Here is a 25,826-nt window from a genome sequence, read left to right on the forward strand (position 1 = left end):
CCTTTTGCGTCGACTTGTAAGTTCGTGAGAAACCTCACTAACTGCGTCGACATGCATCGCACGTAAGCGACCATGATATAGTCGCTAAGTGCTCATAGCGAGGCCCAGTGGCTCAGTTGGTTAGAGCGCCGCCCTGTCACGGCGGAGGTCGAGAGTTCGAGTCTCTTCTGGGTCGTCCGTATCGAATGATACGACATTAGAATTTAATATGGGATCATAGCTCAGCTGGGAGAGCATCTGCCTTACAAGCAGAGGGTCATAGGTTCGAGCCCTATTGGTCCCACTTAAACTAATTTGGATGGATTCCCGAGTGGCCAAAGGGGGCAGACTGTAAATCTGTTGGCGACGCCTTCGAAGGTTCGAATCCTTCTCCATCCACTAGATGTTGAAAGAATCAACTGTTTGCTGAAACCAAAACGGTTCGAATCCTTCTCCATCCATTAGGTGATAATTTTTCATCTATAGCCATCAGGCTTGTGCCGATGTGGCTCAATTGGCAGAGCAGCTGATTTGTAATCAGCAGGTTATCGGTTCGAGTCCGATCATCGGCTTAGTCTTGAAAAAGACATTAATTTCATATCGCGGGGTGGAGCAGTCTGGAAGCTCGTCGGGCTCATAACCCGAAGGTCGTAGGTTCAAATCCTGCCCCCGCAACTCGCACAGCAATGTGCATTCGCCCAGATAGCTCAGTCGGTAGAGCAGAGGACTGAAAATCCTCGTGTCGCTGGTTCGATTCCGGCTCTGGGCATTTTATTTACTAAATATTATAAGGGCGTGTAGCTCAGGTGGTAGAGCACTTGACTTTTAATCAAGTTGTCCGGGGTTCGAATCCCCGCACGCTCAGTTAAACTCTTTAAGGAATGTATCTTTAAAGAGTTTTTTTTACTTGACAATTAGTATATTTTCAAGTATATTGATTCATAATAAAAGGGAGTAACTGGCGTTGATTAATATGTCGGCGTTTGCGATGTCGTCAATACGATGAATAATCATCCGTATCGTAATGAAATGGTGAGACTTTTATTGCATAAGTATTAATTTATGCAATAGGAGTCTTTTTTCTTCTATTGCGAGAAAGTGAGGTTGAATGATGTTAACAAATGAACAGGCAAGACAGAATCAAAAGAAATATGGATTTAATGAATTGGTGGAAGGGAAGAAAAAGAGTGTTTTTCAAATCTTTCTGGAGCAATTCAAAGATTTTCTGGTAATTATTTTAATTATAGCAGCAATTGTGTCAGGATTCCTGGGAGATGCAGAAAGTGCAATCGTTATTTTTGTTGTAATCACAATGAATGCCATTCTTGGAACCGTGCAGACAGTAAAAGCAGAGCAATCTTTAAATAGTCTTAAAAAGCTGTCAGCACCGGAAGCAAAAGTTATCAGAGATGGTGTGTTGATACAGATTCCATCCAGAGAAGTTACTGTGGGGGATGAAGTAATTATTGAAGCCGGAGATTGTATTCCGGCAGATGGGAAGCTTTTAGAATGCGCAAGTCTGAAAGTTGATGAGAGCGCATTGACAGGGGAGAGTCTTTCGGTTGAAAAGTCATTGGATGAAGTTCCAGAAGGAGCAGCACTTGGAGACCAGACGAATAAAGTTTTCTCCGGAAGTTTTGCTACTTATGGAAGAGCGACCTATGTAGTTACAGAGATTGGCATGGAGACGGAAGTAGGTAAGATTGCACGTTTATTAAAAACGACTTCAGAGAAGAGAACGCCACTTCAGATAAATCTGGATGATTTCGGAAGAAAATTATCTATTATTATTCTGGTATTTTGTGCAATATTATTTGGGCTAAATGTCATGAGAGGCGGATCTGTAGTTGACGCATTTCTATTTGCAGTGGCACTTGCGGTAGCAGCGATTCCAGAAGCCTTGAGTTCTATTGTAACGATCGTATTATCTTTTGGAACACAAAAGATGGCAAAAGAGCATGCTATAATCAGAAAACTACAGGCTGTAGAAGGGCTTGGGAGTGTCTCTGTTATTTGTTCAGATAAGACGGGTACTTTGACTCAGAATAAAATGACAGTTGAAGATTATTATATAGATGAAAAGAGAATCTCTGCAGATAAGATTGATTTGAATCATGAGAATCAGGATATGCTTCTTCAATATAGCATTTTATGTAATGATTCTACTAATACAGATGGTCAGGAGATTGGAGATCCAACAGAGACAGCTCTGATTAATCTTGGAAATAATTTGGGAATAGATGCCCTAAAAGTGAGAGAAAGCTATCCGCGTATAGCTGAGATTCCATTTGACAGTGATAGAAAGTTAATGTCTACAGAGCATAGATTTGCTGATAAGCCAGTTATGATTGTAAAAGGTGCGGTGGATGTTTTAGTTGACCGTATGAACCATATTAGAATTGGCGATACTGTAAGAGATATATCTGAAGAAGATAGAATGCGAATTGAATTACAGAATCTGGAGTTTTCCAGAGATGGATTGAGAGTCCTTGCATTTGCCTATAAAGAACTAGATATGGAACAGGAATTGACATTAGAAAGTGAAAATGAGCTGACATTTCTGGGATTAATAGCGATGATGGATCCTCCGAGAGAAGAATCAAAAGCAGCTGTTGAAGAATGTATAAAAGCGGGAATCAAGCCGATTATGATTACTGGTGATCATAAGATCACGGCAGCGGCAATTGCGAAAAGAATCGGAATATTAAAGGATGATGCAGAAGCATGTGAGGGAGCAGTTATCGAAGATATGTCAGATGAGGAGCTTCAGGATTTTGTGGAAGGAATTTCTGTGTATGCCAGAGTATCACCAGAACATAAAATCCGAATTGTTCGGGCATGGCAGGAAAAGGGAAATATTGTTGCCATGACAGGAGATGGCGTAAATGATGCACCGGCATTAAAGCAGGCTAATATTGGTGTTGCAATGGGAATTACAGGAAGTGAAGTTTCAAAAGATGCTGCAGCTATGATATTAACAGATGATAATTTTGCTACGATTGTGAAAGCTGTTGAGAACGGTCGAAATATATATCAGAATATCAAGAATTCCATTCAATTTTTATTGTCTGGAAACTTTGCGGGTATTTTGACAGTATTATATGCATCACTGGCTGGACTTCCAGTGCCATTTGAACCTGTGCATCTTTTGTTCATTAATCTTCTTACAGATAGTTTACCGGCGATCGCATTGGGATTAGAGCCTCATACAGAAGAAGTGATGAAGCAAAAACCAAGACCAATGAACGAATCCATTTTGACAAAAAATTATCTTACCAGTATAGGAACGGAAGGTCTATGTATAGGAATCATGACTATCATTGGATTTTTAATAGGATATAGAACCAGTACCGCGTTAGCATGCACAATGGCATTTGGAACTCTGTGTACCAGTCGGTTAGTGCATGGATTTAACTGTAAGTCAGGAAGACCTGTTATCTTCACAAAACGATTTTTCAATAATATTTATCTGATAGGAGCATTTTTAATTGGGCTGATATTAATTACTGGGGTATTGACGATACCTGGATTACAAGGATTATTCAAAGTGGCAAGTCTGGATATTTATCAACTTCTGATAGTATATGGTTTGGCATTGTTGAATCTTCCTGTTATTCAGTTGTTAAAATGGATTCGAAGATAAAAAGGAGAAAGTATGAATATAAGTGATGAAGCAGTTAAGAAGATCAGAGGGTTGATTATATTTGCGGCAATTATTATGGCATGTTTTTGGAAATATGATGTCGTCATAAGTGTTTTGGCATTTATTTTTCATGTGATTTTTCCATTTGTTCTTGGTGGAGCAATTGCATTTGTACTTAATGTTCCGATGAATTTTATACAAAGGCATCTCTTTCCAGAGGATAAGATTGAAAAGAGAAAGGTTATAAAGAAGCTTGCACGTCCGTTAAGTATGCTGATTGTATTATTTTGTGTGATTGGAATTATTGTGTTGGTTATGTTTGTATTGATTCCTCAATTGGGAAATACTTTTGCCAGTCTGGGAAACAGTATACAGGCGTTTATTCCGAAAATTCAAAAATGGGCAGAGACTTTATTCCATGATAATAAGGAAATTATGAATTGGGTAAATCATCTGGAATTTGATTGGAATAAGATTATGAATGCAGGAATCAATTTTTTGAAAAATGGAGCTGGCAGTGTCCTGGATTCTACGATTATGGCGGCAAAAAGTATAGTAAGCGGAATAGCAACATTCTTTATTGCCTTTGTTTTTGCAATCTATATTTTATTACAGAAGGAAAAATTAAGCATTCAGGCTAAGAAAGTGTTATTTGCCTTTGTGAGAAAAGGAAGAGCAGAAGCAACTTTAGAAGTGCTGTCATTGACTTATAATACATTTTCCAGCTTTCTGACGGGACAATGTGTGGAAGCAATTATTTTGGGATGTATGTTTGTGATTACGATGTCAATCTTACGGTTGCCATATGCTCTGCTTGTAGGAATTGTGATTGCCTTTACTGCATTAATCCCTATTTTTGGAGCGTTTATAGGGTGTATTGTAGGTGCATTTCTTATATTTATGGTAGATCCAATTAAAGCGCTCATATTCATTGTATTGTTTTTGATATTGCAGCAGATCGAAGGTAATCTGATCTATCCTCATGTGGTTGGAAGTTCTGTTGGTCTTCCTTCCATCTGGGTGTTGGCGGCAGTCAGTATTGGCGGCAGTTTTATGGGGGTAGTAGGAATGCTCATATTCATTCCTATTGTTTCAGTTGTATATGCATTATTCCGGGAAGTTGTATACTTAAAACTAAAACAACGCAAGATAAATCCGGCAGATATTATTTAAAATGACAATAAAAAAGGAGATAGCGGAAATGATTTTCCACTATCTCCAGTTTATTTTAGTAATTTTCTACTTTTCTTTCAAAATAAGCCTTTGGATGAGCACATACAGGGCATACTTCCGGAGCTTCTTCTCCAATGTAAATATATCCGCAGTTTCCACATTTCCATCCAAGAGGAGCATCACCTTTGAAGGTTGTGCCTGATTTGTAGCTTTCAAGAAGCTTGTTGTAACGTTTCTCATGTGCAGCTTCTACTTCTGCAACAAGTTCGAATTTGGCAGCCAGTGCATCGAATCCTTCTTCTCTTGCCTCTGCAGCCATACGTTTATACATATCAGTCCATTCATAATTTTCTCCTGCAGCAGCGTCTGCGAGGTTCTCAGCTACATCACCAATTCCATGGAATTCTTTGAACCACATTTTGGCATGTTCTTTTTCCTGATTTGCAGTTTCTTCAAAGATATTTGCCATCTGAACGAATCCAGCTTTCTTAGCAGCAGAAGCATAGAATGTATATTTGTTACGTGCTTCTGATTCACCGGCAAATGCATCCATAAGATTTTTCTCTGTTTTAGTTCCAGCGTACTTAGACATATGATAATCTCCTTTATGTATTAATTATTTTTGGAAAAAGACCCTACGCATAACCGAGTAGACTCTTCGAAGCGTAGGGTTTATTCATTTATAATGAGTTTCTGTAGTAAATGTTATATCTTAGCCAAAGTATCTCTTTAACAGACCTTCGAATGCTTTGCCGTGACGAGCTTCGTCTCTAGCCATCTCGTGTACTGTATCATGGATAGCGTCAAGGTTAGCAGCTTTTGCTCTCTTAGCAAGATCAAATTTACCAGCTGTTGCACCATTCTCAGCGTCAACTCTCATTTCAAGGTTCTTCTTTGTGCTGTCAGTTACAACTTCACCAAGCAACTCTGCGAATTTAGCAGCATGCTCAGCTTCTTCGTAAGCAGCTTTTTCCCAGTAAAGACCGATCTCTGGATATCCTTCTCTGTGAGCAACTCTAGCCATTGCAAGATACATACCAACTTCAGAGCATTCTCCTTCAAAGTTAGCTCTTAAATCAGCAAGGATATCTTCGCTTACGCCTTTAGCTACACCAACAATGTGCTCTGCAGCCCATTCTCTTTCGCCTGTCTGCTCTTTGAACTTCTCAGCTGGAACGCCACATACTGGACATTTCTCTGGAGCTGCTTCTCCTTCGTAAACATAACCACATACTGTACATACAAATTTTTTCATGATAATTATCTCCCTTTCTTATTTAAATTTTATTGTTTTTAATATTAGTAATTATTACTGATATTAATTTACCATAGTTATTGATAAATGTCAATCGTTATTTTAAGTTTTTTTCCTTTTTTCGTTTCTCACATTCCCCGCAAATTCCGTAGAACAGCATTGTATGTGAATCGATTGTGCCAGCAAAATGTTGGTTGGCAAGTTCATTAATGGAATGAATATGTGCTTCATCTAATTCTAGATCAAAAACGTTGCCACAAGATTGGCATACAACATGATAATGAGGTTCGGTCCGCCCATCGAATCGATCGCCTCCGTCAGGAGTGGGGATCTTAATGGCTTCGCCCATATCAGCTAACAGATTTAAATTGCGGTATACAGTGCCAAGGCTAATATTGGGAAATTCTTCCTTTACATGCATGTATACAGTATCAGCAGTTGGATGTTCCATGGTATGTGACAAATATTCTTTGATAGATGCCCGCTGCCGGCTGTATTTTAAGTTTGCCATTTTTACGCTCCTTTCAATAATGATAATTGTTATTATAATCAGTATATATGAATGTATTTCATTTGTCAACGAATAAATTTAAAATGTAACAATTTGTAATAAAATAATTGGTAAAAAATGTATTTTATTAAGAAATCATCGTATAATATGACGAAGAAAATATTGATAAATAGCCTTGACATAACTTTTGTGGATGATATAATTATTGCGTAACATATGTAACAATTCTGTAATATTTACAAAAGATAAGAAAACATAAAGGAGGGAGTTTATGGATTCTATTCTTAAAAAAGGATTGTTCTTAGTTACAATAACGGGAGCTATTACAGCATTTCCTGCTACGGTGCATGCTGAAGATACAGCAACTGATAACGTATTACCGCAAGTGGGAATTGAAGAAGTGCTAAGTAATTGCTATCTGGCAGATAAAGAAATCGAAGTAGATGATTATCTTGTGCCGACAGAGAAGGGTGAGTATTTAGATATGGCGTTTGCCAATGTCCAGTCGTTTCTATATATAAGAAGTGAACCGACAACGGACAGTGAGTGGGTCGGCAAGTTATATCCTGATTATGCAGCTAAGATTATCGGACCGGTCGGAGAGTGGACGAAGGTTCAATCAGGTACGGTAACAGGCTATGTATATTCTGACTACATTATTATAGGAAATAATGCAGAACAAAAGGCTCAGGATATGATACAGAATTCCGGGACAGAGAATCCTGAGGACGTATTTACTTATGCGGAATCCAGAGAAGAGGAGGAAGCAAGACTTGCAAAAGAAGCAGAAGAAGCTGCTGCGAGAGCTCAGGAAGAGGCTGCCGCGAAGGCGGGAATGGGACAGGCAATTGTTGATTATGCATGTCAGTTTATTGGAAATCCTTATGTGTGGGGTGGTACAAGCCTGACGAATGGTGCGGATTGTTCTGGATTTGTCCAGTCAGTATTTGCACATTTTGGAATCAGTCTGCCTCGTACAACATGGGATATGGAACATGTGGGAACTGCTGTCAGTTATGATCAGGCAATTCCCGGCGATATTATATTGTATGACGGACATGTAGGAATCTATATGGGTAACGGTCAGATTGTGAATGCAATCAACAGTGCAAAAGGAATCGGAATTCTGCCGGCCACTTACACAAATATTGTAACAGTCAGAAGATTAATTTAGAATATACAGAATATTAAGAAAAAGCAAAAAATCCTGGGATTATTCCTGGGATTTTTATATATGTAAAATGTTTGTCATGACAGTGTACAAAATAGACAAAAATGTAAAAAAATGTAAAAAAATGGAAAACGGACTTATCCAAGTTTTCCACATCGAAATAGCCAAAAAAGGTGGAAAAAACGATGTTTCTTAAAAATTATCCACATTATCCACATAAAAAGCAAAGAATTTTGGGGATTACTCAGGGTAAATAAAAGAACGGATGTTTTGTGTACTTATAATAAAAATGATGTTTTGTCGAAAAAAAACGAAAAAAATATTGACATCCAAGAAGTCAAATATTAGAAAGAAATTCGTTGAAAATGTTTACACAATGATAAAAACCGACTATAATGGAAACACTGAAGAGAAAAGGAGGTGTCATGATGGCACAGGTTACAAAGGATATGACATTTGCCGAGCTGCTTGAGCAGTACTATGAGAAATGCCCAAAGATCGTTGACGTTCTTGTAGAAGCAGGAATGGGATGTATCGGATGTCCACATTCACAGATGGAATCCATCGAGATGGGTGCTATGGGACATGGAATTGATCCTGATTTATTAGTTGAGAAACTCAACGCAACAATTAATGCATAATATAGTATATGAAAAAAGAAGCTTAGGGATATTCCAAAGCTTCTTTTTATCATGATCAGATTTTTGATAGTTCCTGTATTGCATTGGCAGATACAAGAATCTCGCAATGTTCTTCCAGAAATGCCAAAGTAGCACCGGAGGAAACTTCCAAAGTTCCATATTCTGAAAGCATATTGCAGATGCGGTTGAAATCTCTGGTCGTGTGTTCTGACTGTGACAGGGCAAGAATATATATATTCTCGCCTGGATCTTTATACAGAGTGTTAGAACCAGAGTACATGGTGTCAAGCAGATGAGCTGCTTTCAGGACACCTTCCATTGTTGCAAATGAAAATAACCGCAATTCAGATGTGTGTGTGTCTGCAGTTTCTGACGGTGCCGTACTTTCATCTGTATCTGACGCAGTGGCGCTGCCGAACTTTTCCTTCATTTTACCGAGTAAATCTAACAGGGTATCTGCACCTTCCAGTTTATTTGAAATATCTTTTTTCTTTGCATCCCATTCGCTGATGGATGAAGGTGCAAATTTTGAAAAACGGGTATCGAGTTCTTCAGGATCCTCGACTTTAGTAATTATCAGCACGATAGAATCAGAAGAAGCAGGAATAGCCTCGATCATAAGAGGAATATCATCTGCTTCAAAACCAAATTCATAGGCTGCTTGTTGCATCATATCGCGGAAAAGTGATTTAGCTTTTTCGGTTCCATAGGCCAGTTCGCTTAACTGAAGATGGCGGGCAGCGAGATCGGCACGCGTCAAAGTGCAGCGGATCTGATTGTCGTTGAGTTTTTCAATCTTCATATTATCACTTCCTTTTAATGTAGTATAGCATAGAAAATGTCAGATGTTCAATAAAATAAGTATAAAATCAAAAAGTGCTTGCGTTTAAAAATTGAATCGGATATAATGACGATACTAGAAGATAGTTTTCCCGGATGACTACGTTCTTAGAACAAAGGTGGGAGAATTTCCAAATTTTATTTCTAATTCATTTCTAAACATATGAATCATTGAATCTATAAACATCAGAAATCAATCAGTATCAATCATAAAGCAGCCGTTTCGGCAAATTACCATGGAACAATGAGATATAGACCTATGACCAGAGCTATCTTCTATGTTAAATAGCTGTGACATGTAAAAGAATTGTATCACGGCATCTCCTTTTATATTATATGCAGTCGCAGCCGTAGTTATCATCTGGTATAAAGAAGGAGGGTAGAAATTGGGGGATGAAGTTGACTTACAACGAATGTTTAAAGAATTAACCGGTTATGAAAAAAGGAAAGTCGATCTTAGAATGAATGGGATACCGGCAAGTCCTATGCAGATTGTACAGGCACATATGATACGGGAAGATATTGCTTATATGCGAGATTATGTGCTGAACGATAAAGGCGATATTAAGGAATTGTGGTTCGACAGTATTGAAAAATAATTAATCATGTAAAATGCGAATACCCCGCAAAATAATTGTCGAAATAAATAATGACGTGGGTCACTGATTTTGCTATAATAGAGGCTAATAGGAGGTACAGTATGGAAGATAAAGAAAGAAGAAGCCGTGTAGCATCAGGAGGCCAGGAGCCCAGAAGACGGCAGCCTCAAAGAGACAATGTCAGAAGACGGCGGGTTCAGGAATCCAGAAGACCCCAGTCAGGCAGACCAGGAATTAAAAAATCACCGGCCAGAAGAAAACAGTCAAAGCGGAGAAGAAGAAGGAATCTTATCATCAAGATGTCTTTAGTAATCATATTAGCAGTATTGGCAGTTATAGCAGCATTTGTATGGAAAAGATACAGCCCGACGAAGGAAAAATATGATTTGAATAAATATTATGGGATAGAACAGGAAGGGCAAGTAGCGATTACTGTTGATAATCAGGTGGTAGAACCTCATGGTATGGTATCAGACGGAAAAGTTTATGTCCAGTATGATGTTGTAAGAAATTATATCAACAGCCGGTTTTACTGGGATCCTAATGAAAATGTTCTCTTGTATACACTTCCGAACGATATGGTCACCGTGGAAGTAGGCAGCAAGGATTATAGCGTTTCCAAAGAAAAGAAAAGTGAAGACTACGTCATTCTGAAAACTGAAGGAAGCACAGCTTATATCGCATTAGATTTTGTACAACAATATACGAATATTGAGTATGAGATATATGATGATCCAAGCCGGGTAATGATAATCAGTGACTGGGGAGAGACGACAGTGGCAACTGTGAAACGAGACACCCAGGTCCGTTATCAAGGTGGTGTAAAGAGCCCGGTATTGACAGAACTCAATAAAAAGGATGAAGTTACCATCATTGAAAGTGAAGAGAACTGGAAGAAAGTCCGTACCAAAGATGGATTTATCGGATATGTGAAGAATAATGCCCTGAAGAAAGAGGAGACGAAAACGATTTCCCGAGATTTTGAAGAGCAGGAGTTCAGTAGCATAACCAAGGATTATACGATAAACATGGCATGGCACAACGTGACCAACAGTGATGCGAACAGCACCGTGCTGCAGCGAATTGCAGAGAGTAAGGGTCTGACGACAATTGCGCCGACATGGTTCCATGTATCGGATACGGACGGTAATCTTGATTCCATTGCATCCGCAGATTATGTTAATTATGCACATCAATCCAACATAGAAGTGTGGGCAGCGGTGCGTGATTTTGATGGAGGAATCAGCTCTTATGAAGAGTCGTATGAAGTCCTGAGTTATACTTCTAAGCGTGAGAATCTGATCAATCAGTTAATATCTGAAGCGTTGCGAGTGGGAATTGATGGAATTAATGTGGATTTTGAGAAGATTTCAGAAGAATGCGGAGAACATTATATTCAGTTTATCCGTGAACTATCTGTAAGATGTAGGCAGAATGGAATCGTATTGTCTGTGGATAATTATGTTCCAAAAGGCTATAATATGCAGTATGACCGTAAAGAGCAGGGAATTGTAGCAGATTATGTTGTAATCATGGGTTATGATGAACATTTTTCTGGCTCACCGGAGGCTGGATCTGTATCCTCATATAATTTTGTAAAAGAAGGAATAGAAGAGACATTAAAAGAAGTTCCGGCAGAAAAGATTATCAGTGGAATTCCATTCTTTACAAGATTGTGGGAAGAAACTCCGAAGACAGACGAAGAGTTGAAAGAACAGGAAGGAACAGATCAGGCTGAATATACGATGAATGTCACCAGTCAGGCTCTGGATATGGCCAGCGCTCAGGCAAAGGTAGCAGAAGCTGGTGCAGAGATTACCTGGGACGAAGAGACACAGCAGAATTATGCAACCTGGACAGTAGAAAACACAACTTATGAGATCTGGCTAGAGGATGAACAGTCTATTGAACCAAAATTGAAACTCATGAAAGATAATAAGCTTGCAGGAACAGCTGCATGGGCTTTGGGACAGGAAAGTTCAGAAGTCTGGAATCTGATCTTGAAATATGTCAATTAAATAAGATTAAAATACCTCTTGAAGTCATATAGTTAGATATAGAGACTGTCGGGAGGTATTTTTTTGTATAGAAAAGTTGAATTTGTCTTATTACTGTTGTTGTTGGTTGGATTGATTGCCGCCAGTAGAAGATTGGAGCAATATGTATCCAGTGAAAAGGTTGAACAGCAAGAAGATATTGTGGTAATTGATTCAGGGCATGGCGGAAATGACCCCGGTAAAATTGGCGTAAACGGAGCGAAAGAGAAAGAGATTAATCTTCAGATTGCGAAAAAAGTGAAAACATTACTGGAGGAAAAGAAGATCAAAGTAGTCATGACCAGAGAAGATGATTCCACATTGGCAGAAGCAGGTGCAACAAATCAAAAAGTGCAGGATATGAAAGCGAGGGTTCAGCTGATCAACGATACAGCGCCACGACTCACTGTCAGTATCCATCAGAACAGTTATCAGGACGAGAGTATCCATGGGGCACAAGTATTCTATTATACGCATTCTCAGGAAGGAGAGGAAGCAGCGAAAGTAATGCAGAAAGCATTATTGGAAGTAGATGAAGAGAATCACAGACAGGCAAAGGCTGATTCCACTTATTATCTGTTAAAAAGAACGGAGGTACCGACCATTATTGTGGAATGCGGTTTCCTGAGCAATCCTGAAGAAGCAGAAAAACTTGTAAATGAAGAGTATCAACAACAGCTTGCACAGGCAATTGTACAGGGAATCGAAACTTGTCTTACCGACTAGAGTGTAGTATACTGTTCAGGAAAGCAATAGAAGTATACAGACATAGAAAACGAGGAATATCGTGAAGACAATTATAAAGAAGATTGATAAAACTCAAAAGGATACAGATATTATAGCAGAAGCCGGCCGCATCTTAAAAGAAGGCGGTCTGGTGGCATTTCCAACGGAGACGGTATATGGGCTGGGAGCAGATGCATTGAATGAGGATGCGGCGAAAAAGATCTATGCAGCGAAAGGGCGGCCATCTGATAATCCTTTGATCGTGCATATTGCAAATATGGAAGCTTTGGATAAGATTACGACATCAATTCCGGCTGCGGCGAAAGTGGTTGCGGATGCATATTGGCCGGGACCGTTAACGATGATATTTGATAAAAGTGAGGTGGTTCCTCTTGGAACAACCGGAGGTCTGGATACGGTAGCAGTGCGCATGCCGAGTCATGAGATTGCAAGAGAAGTCATTGAGGCCGGAGGAGGTTATATTGCAGCCCCGAGCGCCAATACTTCCGGGCGGCCAAGTCCTACAACTGCGCAGCATGTGGAAGAGGACATGAACGGAAAGATTGATATGATTGTAGACGGAGGAATGGTAGATATTGGTGTTGAATCTACGATTTTGGATATGACTGTCACACCTCCAATGATTCTTCGTCCAGGAGCGATTACCAGAGAGATGCTGGAAGAATTAATTGGCGAAGTATCTGTGGACAAGACTCTGATCAATCCAGACAGTAAGAAGGCTCCAAAGGCTCCGGGGATGAAGTATCGACATTATGCACCGAAGGCAGAGCTTACCATTGTAGAAGGAGCAATTCAGGAAGTCGTAGAGGAGATTAACCGTCTGACAAAAGAGAAGATGGAAGCCGGATGCAAAGTAGGTATTATTGGCACCGAAGAGACGATAGGACAATATGTGGCCGGAGATGTGAAAAGTATTGGCACCAGAGAGAACGAAGCAACGATTGCCAGTCATTTATATGGAATATTAAGAGAATTTGACAATGACGGAGTAGATTATATCTATAGTGAAGCATTTGCCACAGCAGGAATCGGAAGTGCGATTATGAATCGCCTCCTGAAGGCAGCAGGACATCATGTCATTCACATGGAAAGTGACACGTAACATATAAATCATATGAGGAGGAAAAGAAAATGTCTAAGGTACAGATTATGGATCATCCATTGATTCAGCACAAAATCAGTTACATCCGCAGAGAAGAAGTTGGTTCCAAGGAATTCCGTGAAATCGTAGGGGAGATTGCATCTTTAATGTGTTATGAAGCTACGAGGGATCTGAAATTACAGGATGTAAAGATTAAGACGCCGATCTGTGAGACGGTTGGAAAGGAATTAAGTGGAAAGAAGCTGGCAGTAGTACCAATCTTAAGAGCTGGGCTTGGAATGGTAGATGGCATGCTGAGTATGATACCGGCAGCAAAAGTAGGACACATTGGACTGTATCGTGATCCTGAGACATTTGAACCAGTGGAATACTATTGTAAATTGCCATCAGATTGCGATGAAAGAGAAGTATTTGTAGTAGATCCGATGCTGGCAACAGGTGGTTCCAGTGTTGCGGCGATTCAGATGTTGAAGGATAAGGGTGTAAAATATATCCGCTTTATGTGCATTATCGCAGCACCGGAAGGTGTAAAGAGAATGCAGGAGGAACATCCGGATGTAGATATATATATTGGAGCATTGGATGATCATCTGAACGATCACAAATACATTGTCCCGGGACTTGGAGATGCAGGAGACCGGATTTTCGGAACAAAATAAGATGGCGCAGGAGGAATGTGCTATGGGGAATAAAAGAAAAGATTATATTAGTTGGGACGAATATTTTATGGGGGTTGCCATGCTCTCAGGTATGCGCTCCAAAGATCCCAATACGCAGGTAGGATGTTGTATTGTAAGTCAGGATAATAAGATTCTGTCCATGGGATATAATGGATTGCCAAAGGGATGTTCAGATGATGTATTTCCGTGGGATCGTGAAGGGGAAGATCCTTTGGATACGAAATATGTATATACCGTTCACAGTGAGCTGAATGCGATTCTGAATTATCGCGGAGGAAGCCTGGAAGGAGCCAAGTTATATGTATCGCTGTTCCCATGTAATGAATGTGCGAAAGCGATTATTCAGAGCGGAATCAAGGAAGTTATCTACGACAGCAATAAATATGAGAATTCGACGGCAGTACAGGCATCTATGAGAATGTTCGACGCAGCGGGAGTCAATTATCATCAGTATCACAGAAGTGACAGAGAGATTACGATTCGATTGTAATATTTATCAAAAAAAGGAGTGGAAAATGGAGAAAGGTACCATTTTCCACTCTTTTTGTATACATTGAGAAGAAGATGCTGCCAGATAGAGCTATAGATTAGATGTTAGATGATCTTGGCCTGCCGCAGCAGAAAACGATAGCGCATCCACGCAGCATTTCCGCTATAAATGTAAGCATCGATGAGATCGGGATCGGAAGCATTCTGAAAATGGTTGTAAGCATCTTCCAGTTCCTGGCGTGTCTGTGCGATTTCTTCCATCAAAGTATCGGCCTGTGGGTCAAAGGACAGTCGTTTGTAGATATCCTCTTCTGCAGTATTCTTGCGTTCAAATAAGTGCATAATCAACCTCCGTAATCAGATAAGAAATCCTCTTTTTTCTAGTATAGACAAATAATGAGAATAAAATACGTGTTGGACGAATATATAATATTAGAAAAGTTGTTTGGGAGGAATTGTATGTCAGAACAGCACTCACATTTTTTGATTCCGTTTATTGTTCGGGCGATTGTGGGAAGCGCACTCATATTTTTTGTAAATGAATTTCTGACTTCTCAGGGAATTCCTGCGCAGGTAGGATTAAATCCTGTCACTGTATTGACATCTGGAATCCTTGGTACGCCTGGGGTTGCACTCCTTTATGGAATTACTTTTTATCAAATTCTGTGAACAATGCACAAAGTTTGAGAAGTTCTAAAAACGGGATGGACAAAGCGGAAGGTGTAGGTTATAATCGTCCTACAAGTTACATCCCGTGACTTGTATCTGATGATTTCATTCTATAGATTCATGTTATTCAAGTTATTCTATGCCATTTCGGCAGAAGTTCAAGGAACAATTAGTAAGACAAAAGAACTGTAAGAGGAGGGATATTATGTGAGCAGCAGAAGTCTGGTGATCTGTGACCAGGAAGAGAAGTATGCAGCTGCTTTTGCCGCATTTCTGATGAAGAAAAAGGAACTTGCTTTTCAAGTACAGGTGTGCAACAGTCTTATGCAGGTGTGGGCAATTCAGCAGGATACTTCCATTGATATTATGTTGATCGGCGGAAGATTTCCAAGAGAAGAGCGGAGTAAGATTCGGGCGGGAACGGTCTTTGTTCTTGCAGAATCTGAACAGACAGAAGTTGATCCTAATGAAGTGAAGGTGTACAAGTATCAATCTGGGGAATCGATTTTGGCAGAAGTTATTGGCCGATGCAGTGAAGAAAATGAAACTGGAGAATTCTTTCTTCGAACAGTGAAAACCAGAAGGACAAAAATCATAGGAATCTTTTCGCCGGTTCATCGAATTGGGAAGACCTCTTATTGTCTGGAGCTTGGAAAAGAGATGGCCATATCAGAGAATGTATTGTATCTGAATCTGGAACTCTACGGTGGAATCGGAGGATATTTCCCAGAAGAAGAAAAGACTCTGGCGGATGTGCTTTATTATTCCAGGCAGGAGAGTAAGAATCTTGGGTTTATGCTTACTACACTGGTGCGGCATCTGGGAGCGTTAGATTATCTTCTGCCGGTCAGAGTGTCAGAAGATATCAAAGCAGTCTCTCTGGAAGAATGGTGTGATCTACTTCGGCAGATCACAGAACAAAGTATCTATGATGTGATAATTCTGGATATTGATGAAGGAATAAGAGAAGTCTACGGTCTGTTGAGAATATGTACAGAGATCTACGTCCCGGTTCCGAAGACAGAAGATGTACAGGCAAAAGCAAAGCTACAACAGTTTGAAGAAGAACTTCATCTGCTTGGATATGATGATGTTCGGCGTAAGATGGTGAAGAAGGAGCTGAAGAGATAGATGATACAGGCAGAACAGCTTCACGCCAGAATTCTGGAAGAGATGGATATGACAAGGGAGATGGAAGATGAAGAACTGACGCAGCTAATCTATAGAGTGCTGCAGGAAGTGTCTGCACAAGAGTATCTTTCCCTTGCTGAGAAGACTTTCCTGGGAAGAGAATTATTCAATGCATTCCGCAAATTAAATATTCTTCAGGAATTTCTGGAGGATGAAGATATTACGGAGATCATGATCAATGGAACCCAGAACATCTTTTTTGAAAAAGATGGAAGAATCTATCAGTCGGATAAGCGGTTTGTATCGCGAGAGAAGTTAGAGGATGTTGTGCAGCAGATTGCGGCGGGATCTAACCGGCTGGTTAATGAAGCATCCCCCATTGTGGATGCAAGGCTATTGGATGGCTCCCGGGTGAATATCGTTCTGCCGCCCATTGCGATTGACGGACCGATTGTAACAATTCGTAAGTTTTCTAAAGAAGCGATTACCATGAAGCAACTGATTGCATGGGAATCCATCAGTAGAGAAGTATCGGCATTTCTTGCCACATTAGTGGCTGCCGGATATAACATATTCATAAGTGGAGGAACCGGATCAGGGAAGACCACTTTCTTAAATGCATTATCGCAATCTATTCCAAAAACGGAGAGAATCATAACCATTGAGGACAATGCTGAATTACAGATTCAGGATGTACCTAATCTAGTGAGGCTGGAGGCCAGAAATGCCAATGTGGAAGGATCAGGGGCAGTAACGATCCGGGATCTGATTAAGTCGGCCTTGCGAATGAGGCCGGACAGGTTAATCGTGGGGGAAGTACGCTCGGCAGAAGCCATTGATATGCTGCAGGCTATGAATACAGGTCATGACGGAAGTCTGAGTACCGGACATGCGAACAGTCCCAAAGATATGTTAAGCAGGTTGGAGACCATGGTCCTTATGGGAATGGAATTACCACTTCCGGCTATCCAGCGTCAGATTGCATCTGGTGTGGATGTAATCGTGCATCTGGGCAGGCTTCGTGACAAAAGCAGAAAAGTATTGGAAGTAACCGAGGTACTTGGTTATACAGGAGGAGAGATTCAGCTTCAGACATTATACCAATATGAAGAAACTGGTGAAAAAGAAGGACGGATTCAGGGAGAATGGAGGAAGGTCCATGAGATTACACATACTGAAAAATTGTTGGCAGCAGGATATCACAAAGAGCGAATATACATGGATTACGATTAAATCTATTGCAATTACAGGGATAACCGCATGGCTTTTCTACCGTTCCCTCTGGGCTGTCTTCCTTCTGGCACCGGTGGGTGGATGGAACTTCTGGATGTTGGTACAAGAACAGGCGAATCAGAAAGAAAAGGAATTCCAGCTACAGTTTAAAGAAGCAATACTGGCAGTGTCTTCTGCGATGAATATAGGCTATTCTGTGGAAAATGCATTTCGGGAGGCACAGAAGGAATTAAAGAAGATCTATCCCGAAGAAGCAAGAATATCAAAAGAACTTCAGATGATTGTAAGACAGCTGCGGGTGCACGTTCCTATGGAACAGATATTAGAAGAATTATCGCAGAGGGCACCGACAGAGGATGTCAGAAACTTTGTGACTGTATTTGTGGCGGCAAAGAAAAGTGGTGGTAATATGATTGCTATTATACAAAATACGGCAAATCAGATTGGAGATAAGATGGATGTAAAGAGAGAGATAGATACCATATTAGCTGCAAAAAGATATGAGTTCCGGGTAATGTCGGTGGTGCCTTATGCAATTATCGGATATATGTCGTTAAGTTTTCCTGAATTTATGGAATGCCTGTACGGAAATATATTGGGGATTGGAGTGATGACAATATGTCTGGTCATCTATTTGGCCGCATACTATCTTGGATTAAGGATCATAAGGATCGAAGTCTAAAAATACTGGTGCCAGGAGGCATTCTGCTATTAGGAAGTCTGATTTTTCTTATGGATTACCTCTCTTCGATGACACCGATGGAAGAGCATATTACAAGAAATACTTATGGCAAAGGAAGCAAAATGGAAAGTTTTGATGTGAAGTTGGAAAATGAATCGGAGAAAATCCCGGTAGAGCTTGAGATATCAGAACAAAACTATTCTTCCGAAGAGGTACAGGAACTATTTGCAAGAGTGATCCGCAGAATGGAATCATTGATCCTCGCAGAAAATAAAAGTCTGGATCATGTGGAGAAAGATCTGAACTTGTTGACAGAAGTGCCGGATGAACCGGTGGATATCTCCTGGGAACTGGATCGCTATGATGTTATGAATGTCAAAGGAGAGATACAAAAAGAGGCACTAAAGGAAGAAACATTGGTTAAATTGAGTGCAGTTCTTACCTATCGAGAGGATGAAAAAGAACAGGCGCTGTACCAATGTGTTGTCAAGGTCTGTCCAGAAGCATTGACCAAAGAGGAAGAGAATTCGAAAGAGATGAAAGAAGAATTGCAAAAGCAGGAAGAGAGACAACGAGAAGACAAAATACTATCTCTGCCATCCCGAATAGGAGGACAAGCTGTTACCTATTATAAAAGGATGGATCAGCGAGGAGTCGTGATTATGCTAATGGGGCTGTTGATTGGAGGTCTACTCTGTGTCCTTCAGAGACAGAATCAGGCAAAAGAATCGGAGCAGAGACAACAGCAGATGATGTTGGATTACCCGGAGATTATGAATAAGATTACCTTGTTTCTCGGGGCGGGGATGACAGTAAAAAGAGCATGGAAAAAGGTGGTGGAGGATTATGAGCAACAGAAACCAGTCTGGGGATCGCGTTATGCATACGAAGAAATGAAAAAGACATGTTACGAGATGGAGAGTGGCGTAACAGAAGCAGAAAGCTATGAGAACTTTGGGAGACGCTGCAATGTACAAGCGTACGTAAGATTCGGAGCATTATTGTCTCAGAACCTGAGAAAAGGAATGAAAGGTTTGACACAGATGCTAAAATTAGAATCCATTCAGGCATTTGAAGAGCGGAAAGCGAGAGCAAAAAAACTGGGTGAGGAAGCAGGGACGAAGTTATTGTTCCCTATGTTCTTAATGCTGGCAGTGGTTTTGATCATAGTAATTGTGCCGGCATTTATGTCCTTGCAGATATAGTTTCAGGAGTAGGAAGGAGGATGTATATGTGGAGATTGTGGTATATACGAGAGAAGTTAAGAGAAGAAGATGGAATCGGAGTGGTGGAAGTGATTTTGATATTGGTGGTCTTGATTGGATTGGTCATTATATTCAAATCCCAGTTAACCAGTCTGGTACAGAATATCTTTCAGAAAATTGTCAGCGAAAGTTCAGGTATCTGATCATACGTATGGTGTACAGATATGATTGTAAATTCTGCCGTGCAGAGGTGACTGCGTATTTAAGCCTGATTTTTATTCTTCTGGTCACCTTTGTGTGCAGCATTATGGAAAGTGCATCTATTCAGATGGCAAAAAACTACCAAAGAGCGGATGTAAATCGTGCAATGGAATGTGTGTTTGCGGAATATCAGAAAGAATTATTAGAAGAATACGATATCTTTGCATTAGATGCCAGTTATGAGACAGGACAATATGCGGAACAGAATCTATGGGATCGGATGGATTTCTATGGTGCAGGAAGCATGGAACATCAGATGGAGAGAATACAGTTCCTGACAGACTCTGGATGTAGTTCTTTTTGCGGACAGGTGGCATCCTATATGGAGCAGAAATATGGAATCGATACATGGAAAGACAAGACTGGGTTGTCTTCCGTATGGAAACAGCAAGAGGAAAGAGCCGATACTTATATAGAAGAAGAACAGGAGCAACAACAGTATCTGGAAGGTCTTCTGGCTGACAGTAATGGAGAATTACCAGAAGAAGAGAATCCCATTACTTATGTCGGTCAGCTGAAACAGTCACCAATATTGGAGCTGGTGGTCCCAAAGGAGCAGATCATATCGGAAAAGCAAGTAGATGAAGGCATTATGCTGCCATCACGGGAGCAGAACAGGGGGTATGGGACATTTTCGGATGTGGAAGATGGAGAGGGAACGTTATCAACGCTGCTTTTTGGAGAATACTTGTTAGAACATTTTTCGATGTTTACCAATACAGAGCATACCGGAGTTCTGGATTATGAACTGGAATATATTTTTGCCGGGAAGAACAGTGACCGGGAGAATCTGGAAGCAGTGGTGAAGCGGTTGATGGCATTGCGTTTTGTCCCTAATTATATCTACATTCAGACGGACAGTGAGATGAAGGCGGAAGCAGAGGCAATGGCAGCAACATTGTGTTCCTTATTGGCTGTTCCGGCAATAACGGAAGCTGCAGCACAGGGGATTCTTCTGGCGTGGTCATATGGAGAAACGATTATGGATCTTAGAACATTATTAAGTGGCAATCGAGTGCCTATGACAAAGTCAAAAGAAAGCTGGCAATTGCAGCTTGCAGGTTTACTAAAGCTTGGAACAGAAGAAGACAAAAGCGAAGGACAGGATGTAGCAGATGGTCTGGATTATCGGGAATATCTGCGAATGATACTGTTCCTGAAGAACAAAGAGATCATTGCAGAAAGAGCATTGGGGATCATAGAACAGAACATGCAGAAGATATATGGGCAGACGTATTTCCGTGCAGATCTTTGTGTCAGCAGAATGGAGATAAAGACGACCAGCAGATTACGCAGAGAAATTACTTATCAATATAAGACTTATTATGGTTACCAGTAGAGGCAGATACAGATGCCCTCTCAGTTGTCAAGCAAATTTCCCATGAAAAAGGGTTTTATAAAATATGAAGAAAGGAGAAGGATTCGTACCATGAATAGAACAATACTCCCCTCACAATCTATCTATTCCCATTTTTCTGGGAGGGCATCTGCATCTGCCTCTCAAAGACCTTCTGTTGCCGGAAGCATTACATTAGAGGCAGCAATGGCAGTGCCTCTCTTCTTTTTGGCGGTGGTAAGTCTTCTGTACCTGATGGAGATTATGGTTATTCAGACATCTATTCGATGTGGTCTGCAATATGCAGGGAAGCAGGCAGCAAAAGAGGCGTATCCGATTACCGTGTTGATGCCGTCCCGTCTGGAAAGTAATATTATCCATGCAGTCGGTGCCGAGCGTCTGGAAAGGAGTATTGTAGAAGGAGGAAGCAGTGGAATCGATTGCTCTGAGTCCAGAATGTCTTCCAGAACAGGAATTGGTGAATTGAAAGTTCGTTATAAAGTACGTTTACCGATTCCATTATTCGGTGTAGCCCCTGTCAAGTATCAGGAAAGTATGCGGATCAAGGCGTGGACAGGATATGAAAAAGCAGGATTTGGATCGGAAGATGATGAGACGGTGTATATAACAGAGACCGGGCTTGTCTATCATAAAGATTATCATTGTACACATCTGGATCTATCGATTCATATGGTGCAGACGTCGGACATATCTTCTATGCGAAATGCAGATGGTGGAAAGTATTATGCGTGCGAACATTGTATGAGGAATGGAGGAGATGGTGTGTATATTACGGATACAGGAGACCGGTATCATAGTTCGTTGTCATGCAGTGGACTGAAGAGAACGGTCTATGCGGTTCCGATATCTGAAGCAGTAGGAAAGGGGGCATGTTCTAGATGTGGACATTGAGTCAGATGGTTTGTCAGATGATCCTGGTATGTCTGTCGGTGTCGGATATTTATTTCCGTAAAATACCAGCTGAGATACTGTTGTTGACGAATCTTGCAGCTGTCATCTATCAGATTATGATTGGACAGATGGATCCCTGGCTGATTGCAGGAGGTGCAGCCGTAGGCGGCGTGTTCTTATATATCAGTAAAGTTACCTGTGAAGGTATTGGATATGGCGATAGCTGGGCAATATTGATTCTGGGGATTTTCCTTGGAATATGGAAGCTTATGGAAGTTCTTGCAGGCGCGTTTTTCATACTTTCGCTGGTATCTGTGTTTTTCCTTGCAAGGAAGAAAATGTCCCGGAAGCAATCTATTCCGTTCTTCCCATTTCTGGCGATTGGATATCTGCTGCAGGTGCTGGCAGGAGGTATGAAGGGATGAAGATGAAGAGATTGCAGGGAAGCATGACGGTAGAGATGTCATTTCTCATGCCTATGATTCTGTTCTTGATCATGGTGTGTATTCTGGTGGTGTTCTATTATCATGATAAGAACATCCTGGCAGGGGCGGCGTATGAAACTGCAGTGGCAGGTAGTACAAAGGTAAGAGAAAAGGATGGTATATCGGAGGGAGAGTTAGAATCCCTCTTTTTTCAACGGACAAAGAATAAATGTATTCTGTTTGGAAGCTTTCAGACTACGGTTACGGTGACAGAGGAGGAGATTGTAGTAAGAGCGAATGCTTCCCATAACTATATGAAGATATCCGTAATGGAAAGTGCAAAGGTTACAGAGCCGGAGCGATATATCCGGAAGCTGAGAAGAATGAAGCAAAGATAGGAGTAAGAAAGATGGAACGTAAGATTACCATAGAAGAACCGATACGATATCAGGAAGATTATCAGATGCAGATGTTGAAGGTCAACCATCTAAATGGAATATTGAAGATGGGAGGCAGAGGAGTTAACGGATGTAGTTGCTATGATTATGACGTCAGCGGAAAAATATCCATGAAAGCCATGTTTGAAAGAAGCAAAATAAGAGCAGAAGATATTAAAAACTTTCTCGCAGATCTTAATGCAGTATTAAAAGAAGTTGAGACATATCTTCTGAATATACATTGTATCCTGTTAGATCCAGAATATCTGTTTTACGAAGAAGGAAGCTTCTTTTTCTGCTATTATCCATTGGCAAGGCAGGATCTGTGGGAGGCATTGCACACGTTGACAGAATATTTTGTAAAGCAGGCAGACTATCAGGATGCGGAATGTGTCCGATTAGTATTCTTGTTACACAAAGGAACGATGGAAGAGAATTACAGTCTGGAGAAACTCACGGCAGAGTGTATGCACAGTCCAGAAACAGCAGAAAAATCTGCAGAGGAGAGGGAGAAAGCGATGATAGAGTATGATACAGCAGAGCATGACTGGATTACAGAACAAGAACTTGGCAGCTCCATTATGAGAGAAACGGAGAACTTGTGGACACCGGTGAAACGTTTTCTGAATCGTCATAAAAAACCAAAGTGGGGAGATTGGGATGGATTGCATATCGAAGAAGAGGAATTGTGATTTACGCAGTAAATATATTCTACTATTATTATGACATAATATATACATAATAATAGCATTCGATAAAAGAAATAAAGTGTTACTGGTTACTATCTCAAAAAAATTATGCTATACTTAACAAAAGAAATGGAAGAAGCTACCAGAAAGTGATGCGTGATAATGGGAAAAAATGTGAAGAAAGCTCCGTGTACAATCTTAATAGCAGCAATCAATGTGATTGTATTTTTTGTGCTTTCCTTTCAGGGAATGACAGAAGACGGAGCATTCATGTTGAAGCACGGAGCAATGTATGTCCCACTGATGATCGCACAAGGCGAATATTACCGGCTGTTCACCTGTATGTTTCTTCATTTTGGATTCGATCATCTGCTGAACAATATGGTGACGCTGGTTCTGATCGGGTGGAATCTTGAAATTGAGATTGGAAAGATCAAGTTCCTGCTTATCTATATCCTGAGTGGATTGGGCGGAAATATCCTGTCCGCATGGTGGGATATTCAGACGGGCGAATATGCTGTGTCTGCAGGTGCTTCCGGCGCAATCTTTGGACTGATCGGTGCATTATTATATGTAGCGATTCGCAATCGCGGGAGAATCGGTGATATCTCAGGCAAAGGAATTATATTTATGATTATTCTTAGCCTGTATTATGGATTCACAAGTACAGGTGTAGATAATATGGCACATATTGGCGGGGTGTTATCAGGATTCCTGCTGAGTATCCTGCTGTACTGGAAGCGTAATCGTAAAAGTAGAGCCTATTCCTACCTTTGATGTGGCACATATGCTTCCGTGATGTGCATGAACAATTCGCTGTGCAACGGCAAGACCAAGTCCGGTGCCGGTTCTCTTATGAGTAACAAAAGGTTCGAAGATAGAGTTCATGTCCTCAGAAGAGATTCCGCATCCGGTGTCAGAGACGGAGATAAGAATATGGCTGTCTTCCAATGCAACATCCATAGAAATCGAAGGATGCATATTGTCTGTTCGAGCCAGAACAGCATCTCTGGCATTGCCCAAGAGATTTAGAATGGTCTGCTTGATCTTGGTAGAGTCTAACATTGTCTCAGGAAGTTCAGGAGAGATCCTGGATGTAAATTCAATATCTGTATCCAGAAGCGAAGCGGCAAAGGATAAGGATATTGTCTGGAAGAAGCTCTCAGTATCTACGGATGACAGATGCAGGCGTTCGCCATTGTTATAAGAAGATAACTCTTCTAATAGTTGCTTCATATATTCAATATCCTGATGCATCTCTGTCCAGTGGCGGAAGGATGTTACTTCAGGATGCTGAGTCTCGATTAATTGCAAGGTACTATAGACGAGTGTCAATGGATTACGAATTTCATGACTGATGGTACTGATTTCCATCCGATGAGATTCTAATAGTCTGGTAAGAAGTTCATTTTTCTCTGGACTTTCTTTCATAATCTGTTGTAATTTGTCGTAGTCTGTCGCTGAAAACATAGTAATTACCGCCCTTTCTGAAGTACCAGTTTAGCATCGGCGGATAAAATAATCAATTATTATTTTTAGGAAAGAAGGATGAGAATATGAAAGATGAAAATTGCATATTTTGCAAACTTGCAAATGGAGAGATTCCAACATCTACACTTTATGAGGATGAGGACTTTCGAGTGATTCTGGATGCAAGTCCGGCAGCAAAAGGACACGCTTTGATTCTTCCAAAAGAACATTATGCGAATCTCTATGAGTTGGATGATGAGGTGGCAGCCAAGGTATTGGTTCTTGCGAAAAAGATGATTACCAAGCTCACAGATATCCTTGGATGCGATGGATACAATATTGTACAGAATAATGGAGAGGCAGCAGGTCAGACAGTGTTCCATTTCCATCTGCATATGATTCCAAGATATAAAGATGATAATGTCGGTCTTGGTTGGAAGATGGGAGAACTGACAGACGAAGATAAAGAGGATATCTTATCTAAGATAAAATAATTTTGGAAGCGAAGGA

Annotated in this window: 29 protein-coding genes and 7 tRNA genes; 30 read left to right on the forward strand and 6 right to left on the reverse strand. The window is 40.6% G+C overall.

Annotation, left to right across the window (positions count from 1 at the left end; all coding sequences use genetic code 11):
- The first annotated feature begins 101 nt into the window (after positions 1-101).
- The 9 genes from ACQRBH_RS03360 (at position 102) to ACQRBH_RS03400 (ending at position 4,795) form a co-directional block, all read left to right on the forward strand.
- Positions 102-175, forward strand: a tRNA-Asp gene (locus tag ACQRBH_RS03360).
- 35 nt (positions 176-210) lie between these two features.
- Positions 211-283: transfer RNA gene (locus tag ACQRBH_RS03365), tRNA-Val, on the forward strand.
- 13 nt (positions 284-296) lie between these two features.
- Positions 297-378: transfer RNA gene (locus ACQRBH_RS03370), tRNA-Tyr, on the forward strand.
- A 100-nt stretch (positions 379-478) separates the two neighbouring features.
- Positions 479-551 (forward strand) — tRNA-Thr (locus ACQRBH_RS03375).
- A gap of 29 nt (positions 552-580) precedes the next feature.
- A tRNA-Met gene (locus ACQRBH_RS03380) sits at positions 581-654 on the forward strand.
- Positions 655-675: 21 nt separating this feature from the next.
- Positions 676-748, forward strand: a tRNA-Phe gene (locus ACQRBH_RS03385).
- A gap of 22 nt (positions 749-770) precedes the next feature.
- Positions 771-843: transfer RNA gene (locus ACQRBH_RS03390), tRNA-Lys, on the forward strand.
- Positions 844-1,090: 247 nt separating this feature from the next.
- Positions 1,091-3,622, forward strand: a complete 2,532-nt coding sequence (locus tag ACQRBH_RS03395; protein WP_427760957.1) for a cation-translocating P-type ATPase — start codon at positions 1,091-1,093, stop codon at positions 3,620-3,622.
- Positions 3,623-3,634: 12 nt separating this feature from the next.
- Positions 3,635-4,795 carry an AI-2E family transporter gene (locus ACQRBH_RS03400; protein ID WP_427760890.1) on the forward strand — a complete coding sequence of 387 codons (1,161 nt, stop codon included), beginning with the start codon at positions 3,635-3,637 and terminating at the stop codon, positions 4,793-4,795.
- 55 nt (positions 4,796-4,850) lie between these two features.
- Here ACQRBH_RS03400 and rbr read toward each other — a convergent pair whose 3' ends face one another.
- The 3 genes from rbr to ACQRBH_RS03415 all read right to left on the reverse strand — a co-directional run bounded on the left by rbr (position 4,851) and on the right by ACQRBH_RS03415 (position 6,561).
- Entirely contained in the window at positions 4,851-5,387 is a 537-nt protein-coding gene (rbr, locus tag ACQRBH_RS03405) for a rubrerythrin (RefSeq protein ID WP_235234223.1), read from the reverse strand.
- Between the two features lie 120 nt (positions 5,388-5,507).
- Positions 5,508-6,050: an NADH peroxidase gene (locus ACQRBH_RS03410; RefSeq protein WP_427760891.1), complete on the reverse strand. Its 543-nt coding sequence runs from the start codon at positions 6,048-6,050 to the stop codon at positions 5,508-5,510.
- A 97-nt stretch (positions 6,051-6,147) separates the two neighbouring features.
- A complete protein-coding gene (locus tag ACQRBH_RS03415) occupies positions 6,148-6,561 on the reverse strand; it encodes a Fur family transcriptional regulator (RefSeq protein ID WP_235234225.1) in 414 nt (137 codons plus the stop codon).
- A gap of 271 nt (positions 6,562-6,832) precedes the next feature.
- Between ACQRBH_RS03415 and ACQRBH_RS03420 the strand changes: the two genes are divergently transcribed.
- Both ACQRBH_RS03420 and ACQRBH_RS03425 read left to right on the forward strand, forming a co-directional pair.
- Entirely contained in the window at positions 6,833-7,735 is a 903-nt protein-coding gene (locus ACQRBH_RS03420; RefSeq protein ID WP_427744768.1) for an NlpC/P60 family protein, read from the forward strand.
- Between the two features lie 422 nt (positions 7,736-8,157).
- Positions 8,158-8,373 (forward strand): DUF1858 domain-containing protein, encoded by a 216-nt coding sequence (locus ACQRBH_RS03425; protein WP_427744769.1) that lies wholly within the window; start codon positions 8,158-8,160, stop codon positions 8,371-8,373.
- A 55-nt stretch (positions 8,374-8,428) separates the two neighbouring features.
- Here ACQRBH_RS03425 and ACQRBH_RS03430 read toward each other — a convergent pair whose 3' ends face one another.
- Positions 8,429-9,175, reverse strand: a complete 747-nt coding sequence (locus tag ACQRBH_RS03430) for an adaptor protein MecA (RefSeq protein ID WP_427760892.1) — start codon at positions 9,173-9,175, stop codon at positions 8,429-8,431.
- Positions 9,176-9,599: 424 nt separating this feature from the next.
- Here ACQRBH_RS03430 and ACQRBH_RS03435 point away from each other — a divergent pair, with 424 nt between their 5' ends.
- The 6 genes from ACQRBH_RS03435 to ACQRBH_RS03460 all read left to right on the forward strand — a co-directional run bounded on the left by ACQRBH_RS03435 (position 9,600) and on the right by ACQRBH_RS03460 (position 14,867).
- A complete protein-coding gene (locus ACQRBH_RS03435) occupies positions 9,600-9,812 on the forward strand; it encodes a hypothetical protein (protein WP_235233592.1) in 213 nt (70 codons plus the stop codon).
- A gap of 101 nt (positions 9,813-9,913) precedes the next feature.
- Positions 9,914-11,830, forward strand: coding sequence for a glycosyl hydrolase family 18 protein (locus ACQRBH_RS03440; protein ID WP_427760893.1), 1,917 nt, complete (start codon positions 9,914-9,916; stop codon positions 11,828-11,830).
- Between the two features lie 63 nt (positions 11,831-11,893).
- Positions 11,894-12,574, forward strand: a complete 681-nt coding sequence (locus tag ACQRBH_RS03445; RefSeq protein ID WP_427760894.1) for an N-acetylmuramoyl-L-alanine amidase family protein — start codon at positions 11,894-11,896, stop codon at positions 12,572-12,574.
- A gap of 61 nt (positions 12,575-12,635) precedes the next feature.
- Positions 12,636-13,697, forward strand: a complete 1,062-nt coding sequence (locus ACQRBH_RS03450; protein ID WP_427760895.1) for an L-threonylcarbamoyladenylate synthase — start codon at positions 12,636-12,638, stop codon at positions 13,695-13,697.
- 29 nt (positions 13,698-13,726) lie between these two features.
- Positions 13,727-14,356: a uracil phosphoribosyltransferase gene (gene upp / locus ACQRBH_RS03455; protein WP_427760896.1), complete on the forward strand. Its 630-nt coding sequence runs from the start codon at positions 13,727-13,729 to the stop codon at positions 14,354-14,356.
- Positions 14,357-14,378: 22 nt separating this feature from the next.
- Positions 14,379-14,867 (forward strand): deoxycytidylate deaminase, encoded by a 489-nt coding sequence (locus ACQRBH_RS03460; RefSeq protein ID WP_427760897.1) that lies wholly within the window; start codon positions 14,379-14,381, stop codon positions 14,865-14,867.
- 104 nt (positions 14,868-14,971) lie between these two features.
- On the opposite strand, the gene ACQRBH_RS03465 is transcribed toward ACQRBH_RS03460, so the two are convergent.
- A complete protein-coding gene (locus tag ACQRBH_RS03465; protein ID WP_235233600.1) occupies positions 14,972-15,208 on the reverse strand; it encodes a YaaL family protein in 237 nt (78 codons plus the stop codon).
- A 117-nt stretch (positions 15,209-15,325) separates the two neighbouring features.
- Between ACQRBH_RS03465 and ACQRBH_RS03470 the strand changes: the two genes are divergently transcribed.
- The 12 genes from ACQRBH_RS03470 to ACQRBH_RS03525 all read left to right on the forward strand — a co-directional run bounded on the left by ACQRBH_RS03470 (position 15,326) and on the right by ACQRBH_RS03525 (position 24,623).
- A complete protein-coding gene (locus ACQRBH_RS03470) occupies positions 15,326-15,535 on the forward strand; it encodes a pro-sigmaK processing inhibitor BofA family protein (protein WP_427760898.1) in 210 nt (69 codons plus the stop codon).
- 207 nt (positions 15,536-15,742) lie between these two features.
- The gene (locus ACQRBH_RS03475; RefSeq protein ID WP_427760899.1) at positions 15,743-16,666 is read left to right on the forward strand and encodes a hypothetical protein; all 924 of its coding nucleotides are present in this window, start codon (positions 15,743-15,745) and stop codon (positions 16,664-16,666) included.
- Entirely contained in the window at positions 16,667-17,899 is a 1,233-nt protein-coding gene (locus tag ACQRBH_RS03480) for a CpaF family protein (RefSeq protein ID WP_427760900.1), read from the forward strand.
- A complete protein-coding gene (locus tag ACQRBH_RS03485; protein ID WP_427760901.1) occupies positions 17,826-18,581 on the forward strand; it encodes a type II secretion system F family protein in 756 nt (251 codons plus the stop codon). Before ACQRBH_RS03480 ends, ACQRBH_RS03485 begins: the two co-directional genes overlap by 74 nt.
- Positions 18,518-19,786: a type II secretion system F family protein gene (locus tag ACQRBH_RS03490; RefSeq protein ID WP_427742713.1), complete on the forward strand. Its 1,269-nt coding sequence runs from the start codon at positions 18,518-18,520 to the stop codon at positions 19,784-19,786. Before ACQRBH_RS03485 ends, ACQRBH_RS03490 begins: the two co-directional genes overlap by 64 nt.
- 26 nt (positions 19,787-19,812) lie before the next feature.
- On the forward strand, positions 19,813-19,989 hold the full coding sequence (locus ACQRBH_RS03495; protein WP_235233607.1) for a Flp1 family type IVb pilin: 177 nt from the start codon (positions 19,813-19,815) through the stop codon (positions 19,987-19,989).
- Positions 19,990-20,093: 104 nt separating this feature from the next.
- On the forward strand, positions 20,094-21,386 hold the full coding sequence (locus tag ACQRBH_RS03500; RefSeq protein ID WP_427742809.1) for a DUF5702 domain-containing protein: 1,293 nt from the start codon (positions 20,094-20,096) through the stop codon (positions 21,384-21,386).
- A gap of 90 nt (positions 21,387-21,476) precedes the next feature.
- Positions 21,477-22,295: a pilus assembly protein gene (locus tag ACQRBH_RS03505; protein ID WP_427742715.1), complete on the forward strand. Its 819-nt coding sequence runs from the start codon at positions 21,477-21,479 to the stop codon at positions 22,293-22,295.
- Entirely contained in the window at positions 22,283-22,720 is a 438-nt protein-coding gene (locus ACQRBH_RS03510) for a prepilin peptidase (RefSeq protein WP_427742716.1), read from the forward strand. The genes ACQRBH_RS03505 and ACQRBH_RS03510 overlap by 13 nt, the downstream gene beginning before the upstream one ends.
- Positions 22,717-23,118 (forward strand): TadE family protein, encoded by a 402-nt coding sequence (locus ACQRBH_RS03515; RefSeq protein WP_427742717.1) that lies wholly within the window; start codon positions 22,717-22,719, stop codon positions 23,116-23,118. The genes ACQRBH_RS03510 and ACQRBH_RS03515 overlap by 4 nt, the downstream gene beginning before the upstream one ends.
- An 11-nt stretch (positions 23,119-23,129) precedes the next feature.
- A complete protein-coding gene (locus ACQRBH_RS03520) occupies positions 23,130-23,849 on the forward strand; it encodes a DUF6382 domain-containing protein (protein WP_427742718.1) in 720 nt (239 codons plus the stop codon).
- A 159-nt stretch (positions 23,850-24,008) separates the two neighbouring features.
- Positions 24,009-24,623: a rhomboid family intramembrane serine protease gene (locus tag ACQRBH_RS03525; RefSeq protein WP_427760902.1), complete on the forward strand. Its 615-nt coding sequence runs from the start codon at positions 24,009-24,011 to the stop codon at positions 24,621-24,623.
- Here the strand turns inward: ACQRBH_RS03525 and ACQRBH_RS03530 are convergent.
- The gene (locus ACQRBH_RS03530; protein WP_427760903.1) at positions 24,552-25,316 is read right to left on the reverse strand and encodes a sensor histidine kinase; all 765 of its coding nucleotides are present in this window, start codon (positions 25,314-25,316) and stop codon (positions 24,552-24,554) included. The genes ACQRBH_RS03525 and ACQRBH_RS03530 overlap by 72 nt on opposite strands.
- Before the next feature lie 86 nt (positions 25,317-25,402).
- Between ACQRBH_RS03530 and ACQRBH_RS03535 the strand changes: the two genes are divergently transcribed.
- Positions 25,403-25,810, forward strand: a complete 408-nt coding sequence (locus tag ACQRBH_RS03535) for an HIT family protein (RefSeq protein ID WP_427742722.1) — start codon at positions 25,403-25,405, stop codon at positions 25,808-25,810.
- Positions 25,811-25,826: the final 16 nt, after the last annotated feature.

The organism is Bariatricus sp. SGI.161, assembly GCF_050313695.1.
Classification (GTDB): Bacteria; Bacillota; Clostridia; order Lachnospirales; family Lachnospiraceae; genus JAFBIX01.

What these genes read in the sequence shown, in the direction of transcription:
- ACQRBH_RS03395 (WP_427760957.1), top strand. Translation starts at nt 1,091, where the DNA reads ATGTTAACAAATGAACAGGCAAGACAGAATCAAAAGAAATATGGATTT.
- ACQRBH_RS03400 (WP_427760890.1), top strand. Translation starts at nt 3,635, where the DNA reads ATGAATATAAGTGATGAAGCAGTTAAGAAGATCAGAGGGTTGATTATA.
- rbr (WP_235234223.1), bottom strand. Translation starts at nt 5,387, where the DNA reads ATGTCTAAGTACGCTGGAACTAAAACAGAGAAAAATCTTATGGATGCA.
- ACQRBH_RS03410 (WP_427760891.1), bottom strand. Translation starts at nt 6,050, where the DNA reads ATGAAAAAATTTGTATGTACAGTATGTGGTTATGTTTACGAAGGAGAA.
- ACQRBH_RS03415 (WP_235234225.1), bottom strand. Translation starts at nt 6,561, where the DNA reads ATGGCAAACTTAAAATACAGCCGGCAGCGGGCATCTATCAAAGAATAT.
- ACQRBH_RS03420 (WP_427744768.1), top strand. Translation starts at nt 6,833, where the DNA reads ATGGATTCTATTCTTAAAAAAGGATTGTTCTTAGTTACAATAACGGGA.
- ACQRBH_RS03425 (WP_427744769.1), top strand. Translation starts at nt 8,158, where the DNA reads ATGATGGCACAGGTTACAAAGGATATGACATTTGCCGAGCTGCTTGAG.
- ACQRBH_RS03430 (WP_427760892.1), bottom strand. Translation starts at nt 9,175, where the DNA reads ATGAAGATTGAAAAACTCAACGACAATCAGATCCGCTGCACTTTGACG.
- ACQRBH_RS03440 (WP_427760893.1), top strand. Translation starts at nt 9,914, where the DNA reads ATGGAAGATAAAGAAAGAAGAAGCCGTGTAGCATCAGGAGGCCAGGAG.
- upp (WP_427760896.1), top strand. Translation starts at nt 13,727, where the DNA reads ATGTCTAAGGTACAGATTATGGATCATCCATTGATTCAGCACAAAATC.
- ACQRBH_RS03460 (WP_427760897.1), top strand. Translation starts at nt 14,379, where the DNA reads ATGGGGAATAAAAGAAAAGATTATATTAGTTGGGACGAATATTTTATG.
- ACQRBH_RS03465 (WP_235233600.1), bottom strand. Translation starts at nt 15,208, where the DNA reads ATGCACTTATTTGAACGCAAGAATACTGCAGAAGAGGATATCTACAAA.
- ACQRBH_RS03470 (WP_427760898.1), top strand. Translation starts at nt 15,326, where the DNA reads ATGTCAGAACAGCACTCACATTTTTTGATTCCGTTTATTGTTCGGGCG.
- ACQRBH_RS03480 (WP_427760900.1), top strand. Translation starts at nt 16,667, where the DNA reads ATGATACAGGCAGAACAGCTTCACGCCAGAATTCTGGAAGAGATGGAT.
- ACQRBH_RS03485 (WP_427760901.1), top strand. Translation starts at nt 17,826, where the DNA reads ATGAGATTACACATACTGAAAAATTGTTGGCAGCAGGATATCACAAAG.
- ACQRBH_RS03490 (WP_427742713.1), top strand. Translation starts at nt 18,518, where the DNA reads ATGTCTGGTCATCTATTTGGCCGCATACTATCTTGGATTAAGGATCAT.
- ACQRBH_RS03495 (WP_235233607.1), top strand. Translation starts at nt 19,813, where the DNA reads ATGTGGAGATTGTGGTATATACGAGAGAAGTTAAGAGAAGAAGATGGA.
- ACQRBH_RS03500 (WP_427742809.1), top strand. Translation starts at nt 20,094, where the DNA reads ATGGAAAGTGCATCTATTCAGATGGCAAAAAACTACCAAAGAGCGGAT.
- ACQRBH_RS03505 (WP_427742715.1), top strand. Translation starts at nt 21,477, where the DNA reads ATGAATAGAACAATACTCCCCTCACAATCTATCTATTCCCATTTTTCT.
- ACQRBH_RS03510 (WP_427742716.1), top strand. Translation starts at nt 22,283, where the DNA reads ATGTGGACATTGAGTCAGATGGTTTGTCAGATGATCCTGGTATGTCTG.
- ACQRBH_RS03515 (WP_427742717.1), top strand. Translation starts at nt 22,717, where the DNA reads ATGAAGATGAAGAGATTGCAGGGAAGCATGACGGTAGAGATGTCATTT.
- ACQRBH_RS03520 (WP_427742718.1), top strand. Translation starts at nt 23,130, where the DNA reads ATGGAACGTAAGATTACCATAGAAGAACCGATACGATATCAGGAAGAT.
- ACQRBH_RS03525 (WP_427760902.1), top strand. Translation starts at nt 24,009, where the DNA reads ATGGGAAAAAATGTGAAGAAAGCTCCGTGTACAATCTTAATAGCAGCA.
- ACQRBH_RS03530 (WP_427760903.1), bottom strand. Translation starts at nt 25,316, where the DNA reads ATGTTTTCAGCGACAGACTACGACAAATTACAACAGATTATGAAAGAA.
- ACQRBH_RS03535 (WP_427742722.1), top strand. Translation starts at nt 25,403, where the DNA reads ATGAAAGATGAAAATTGCATATTTTGCAAACTTGCAAATGGAGAGATT.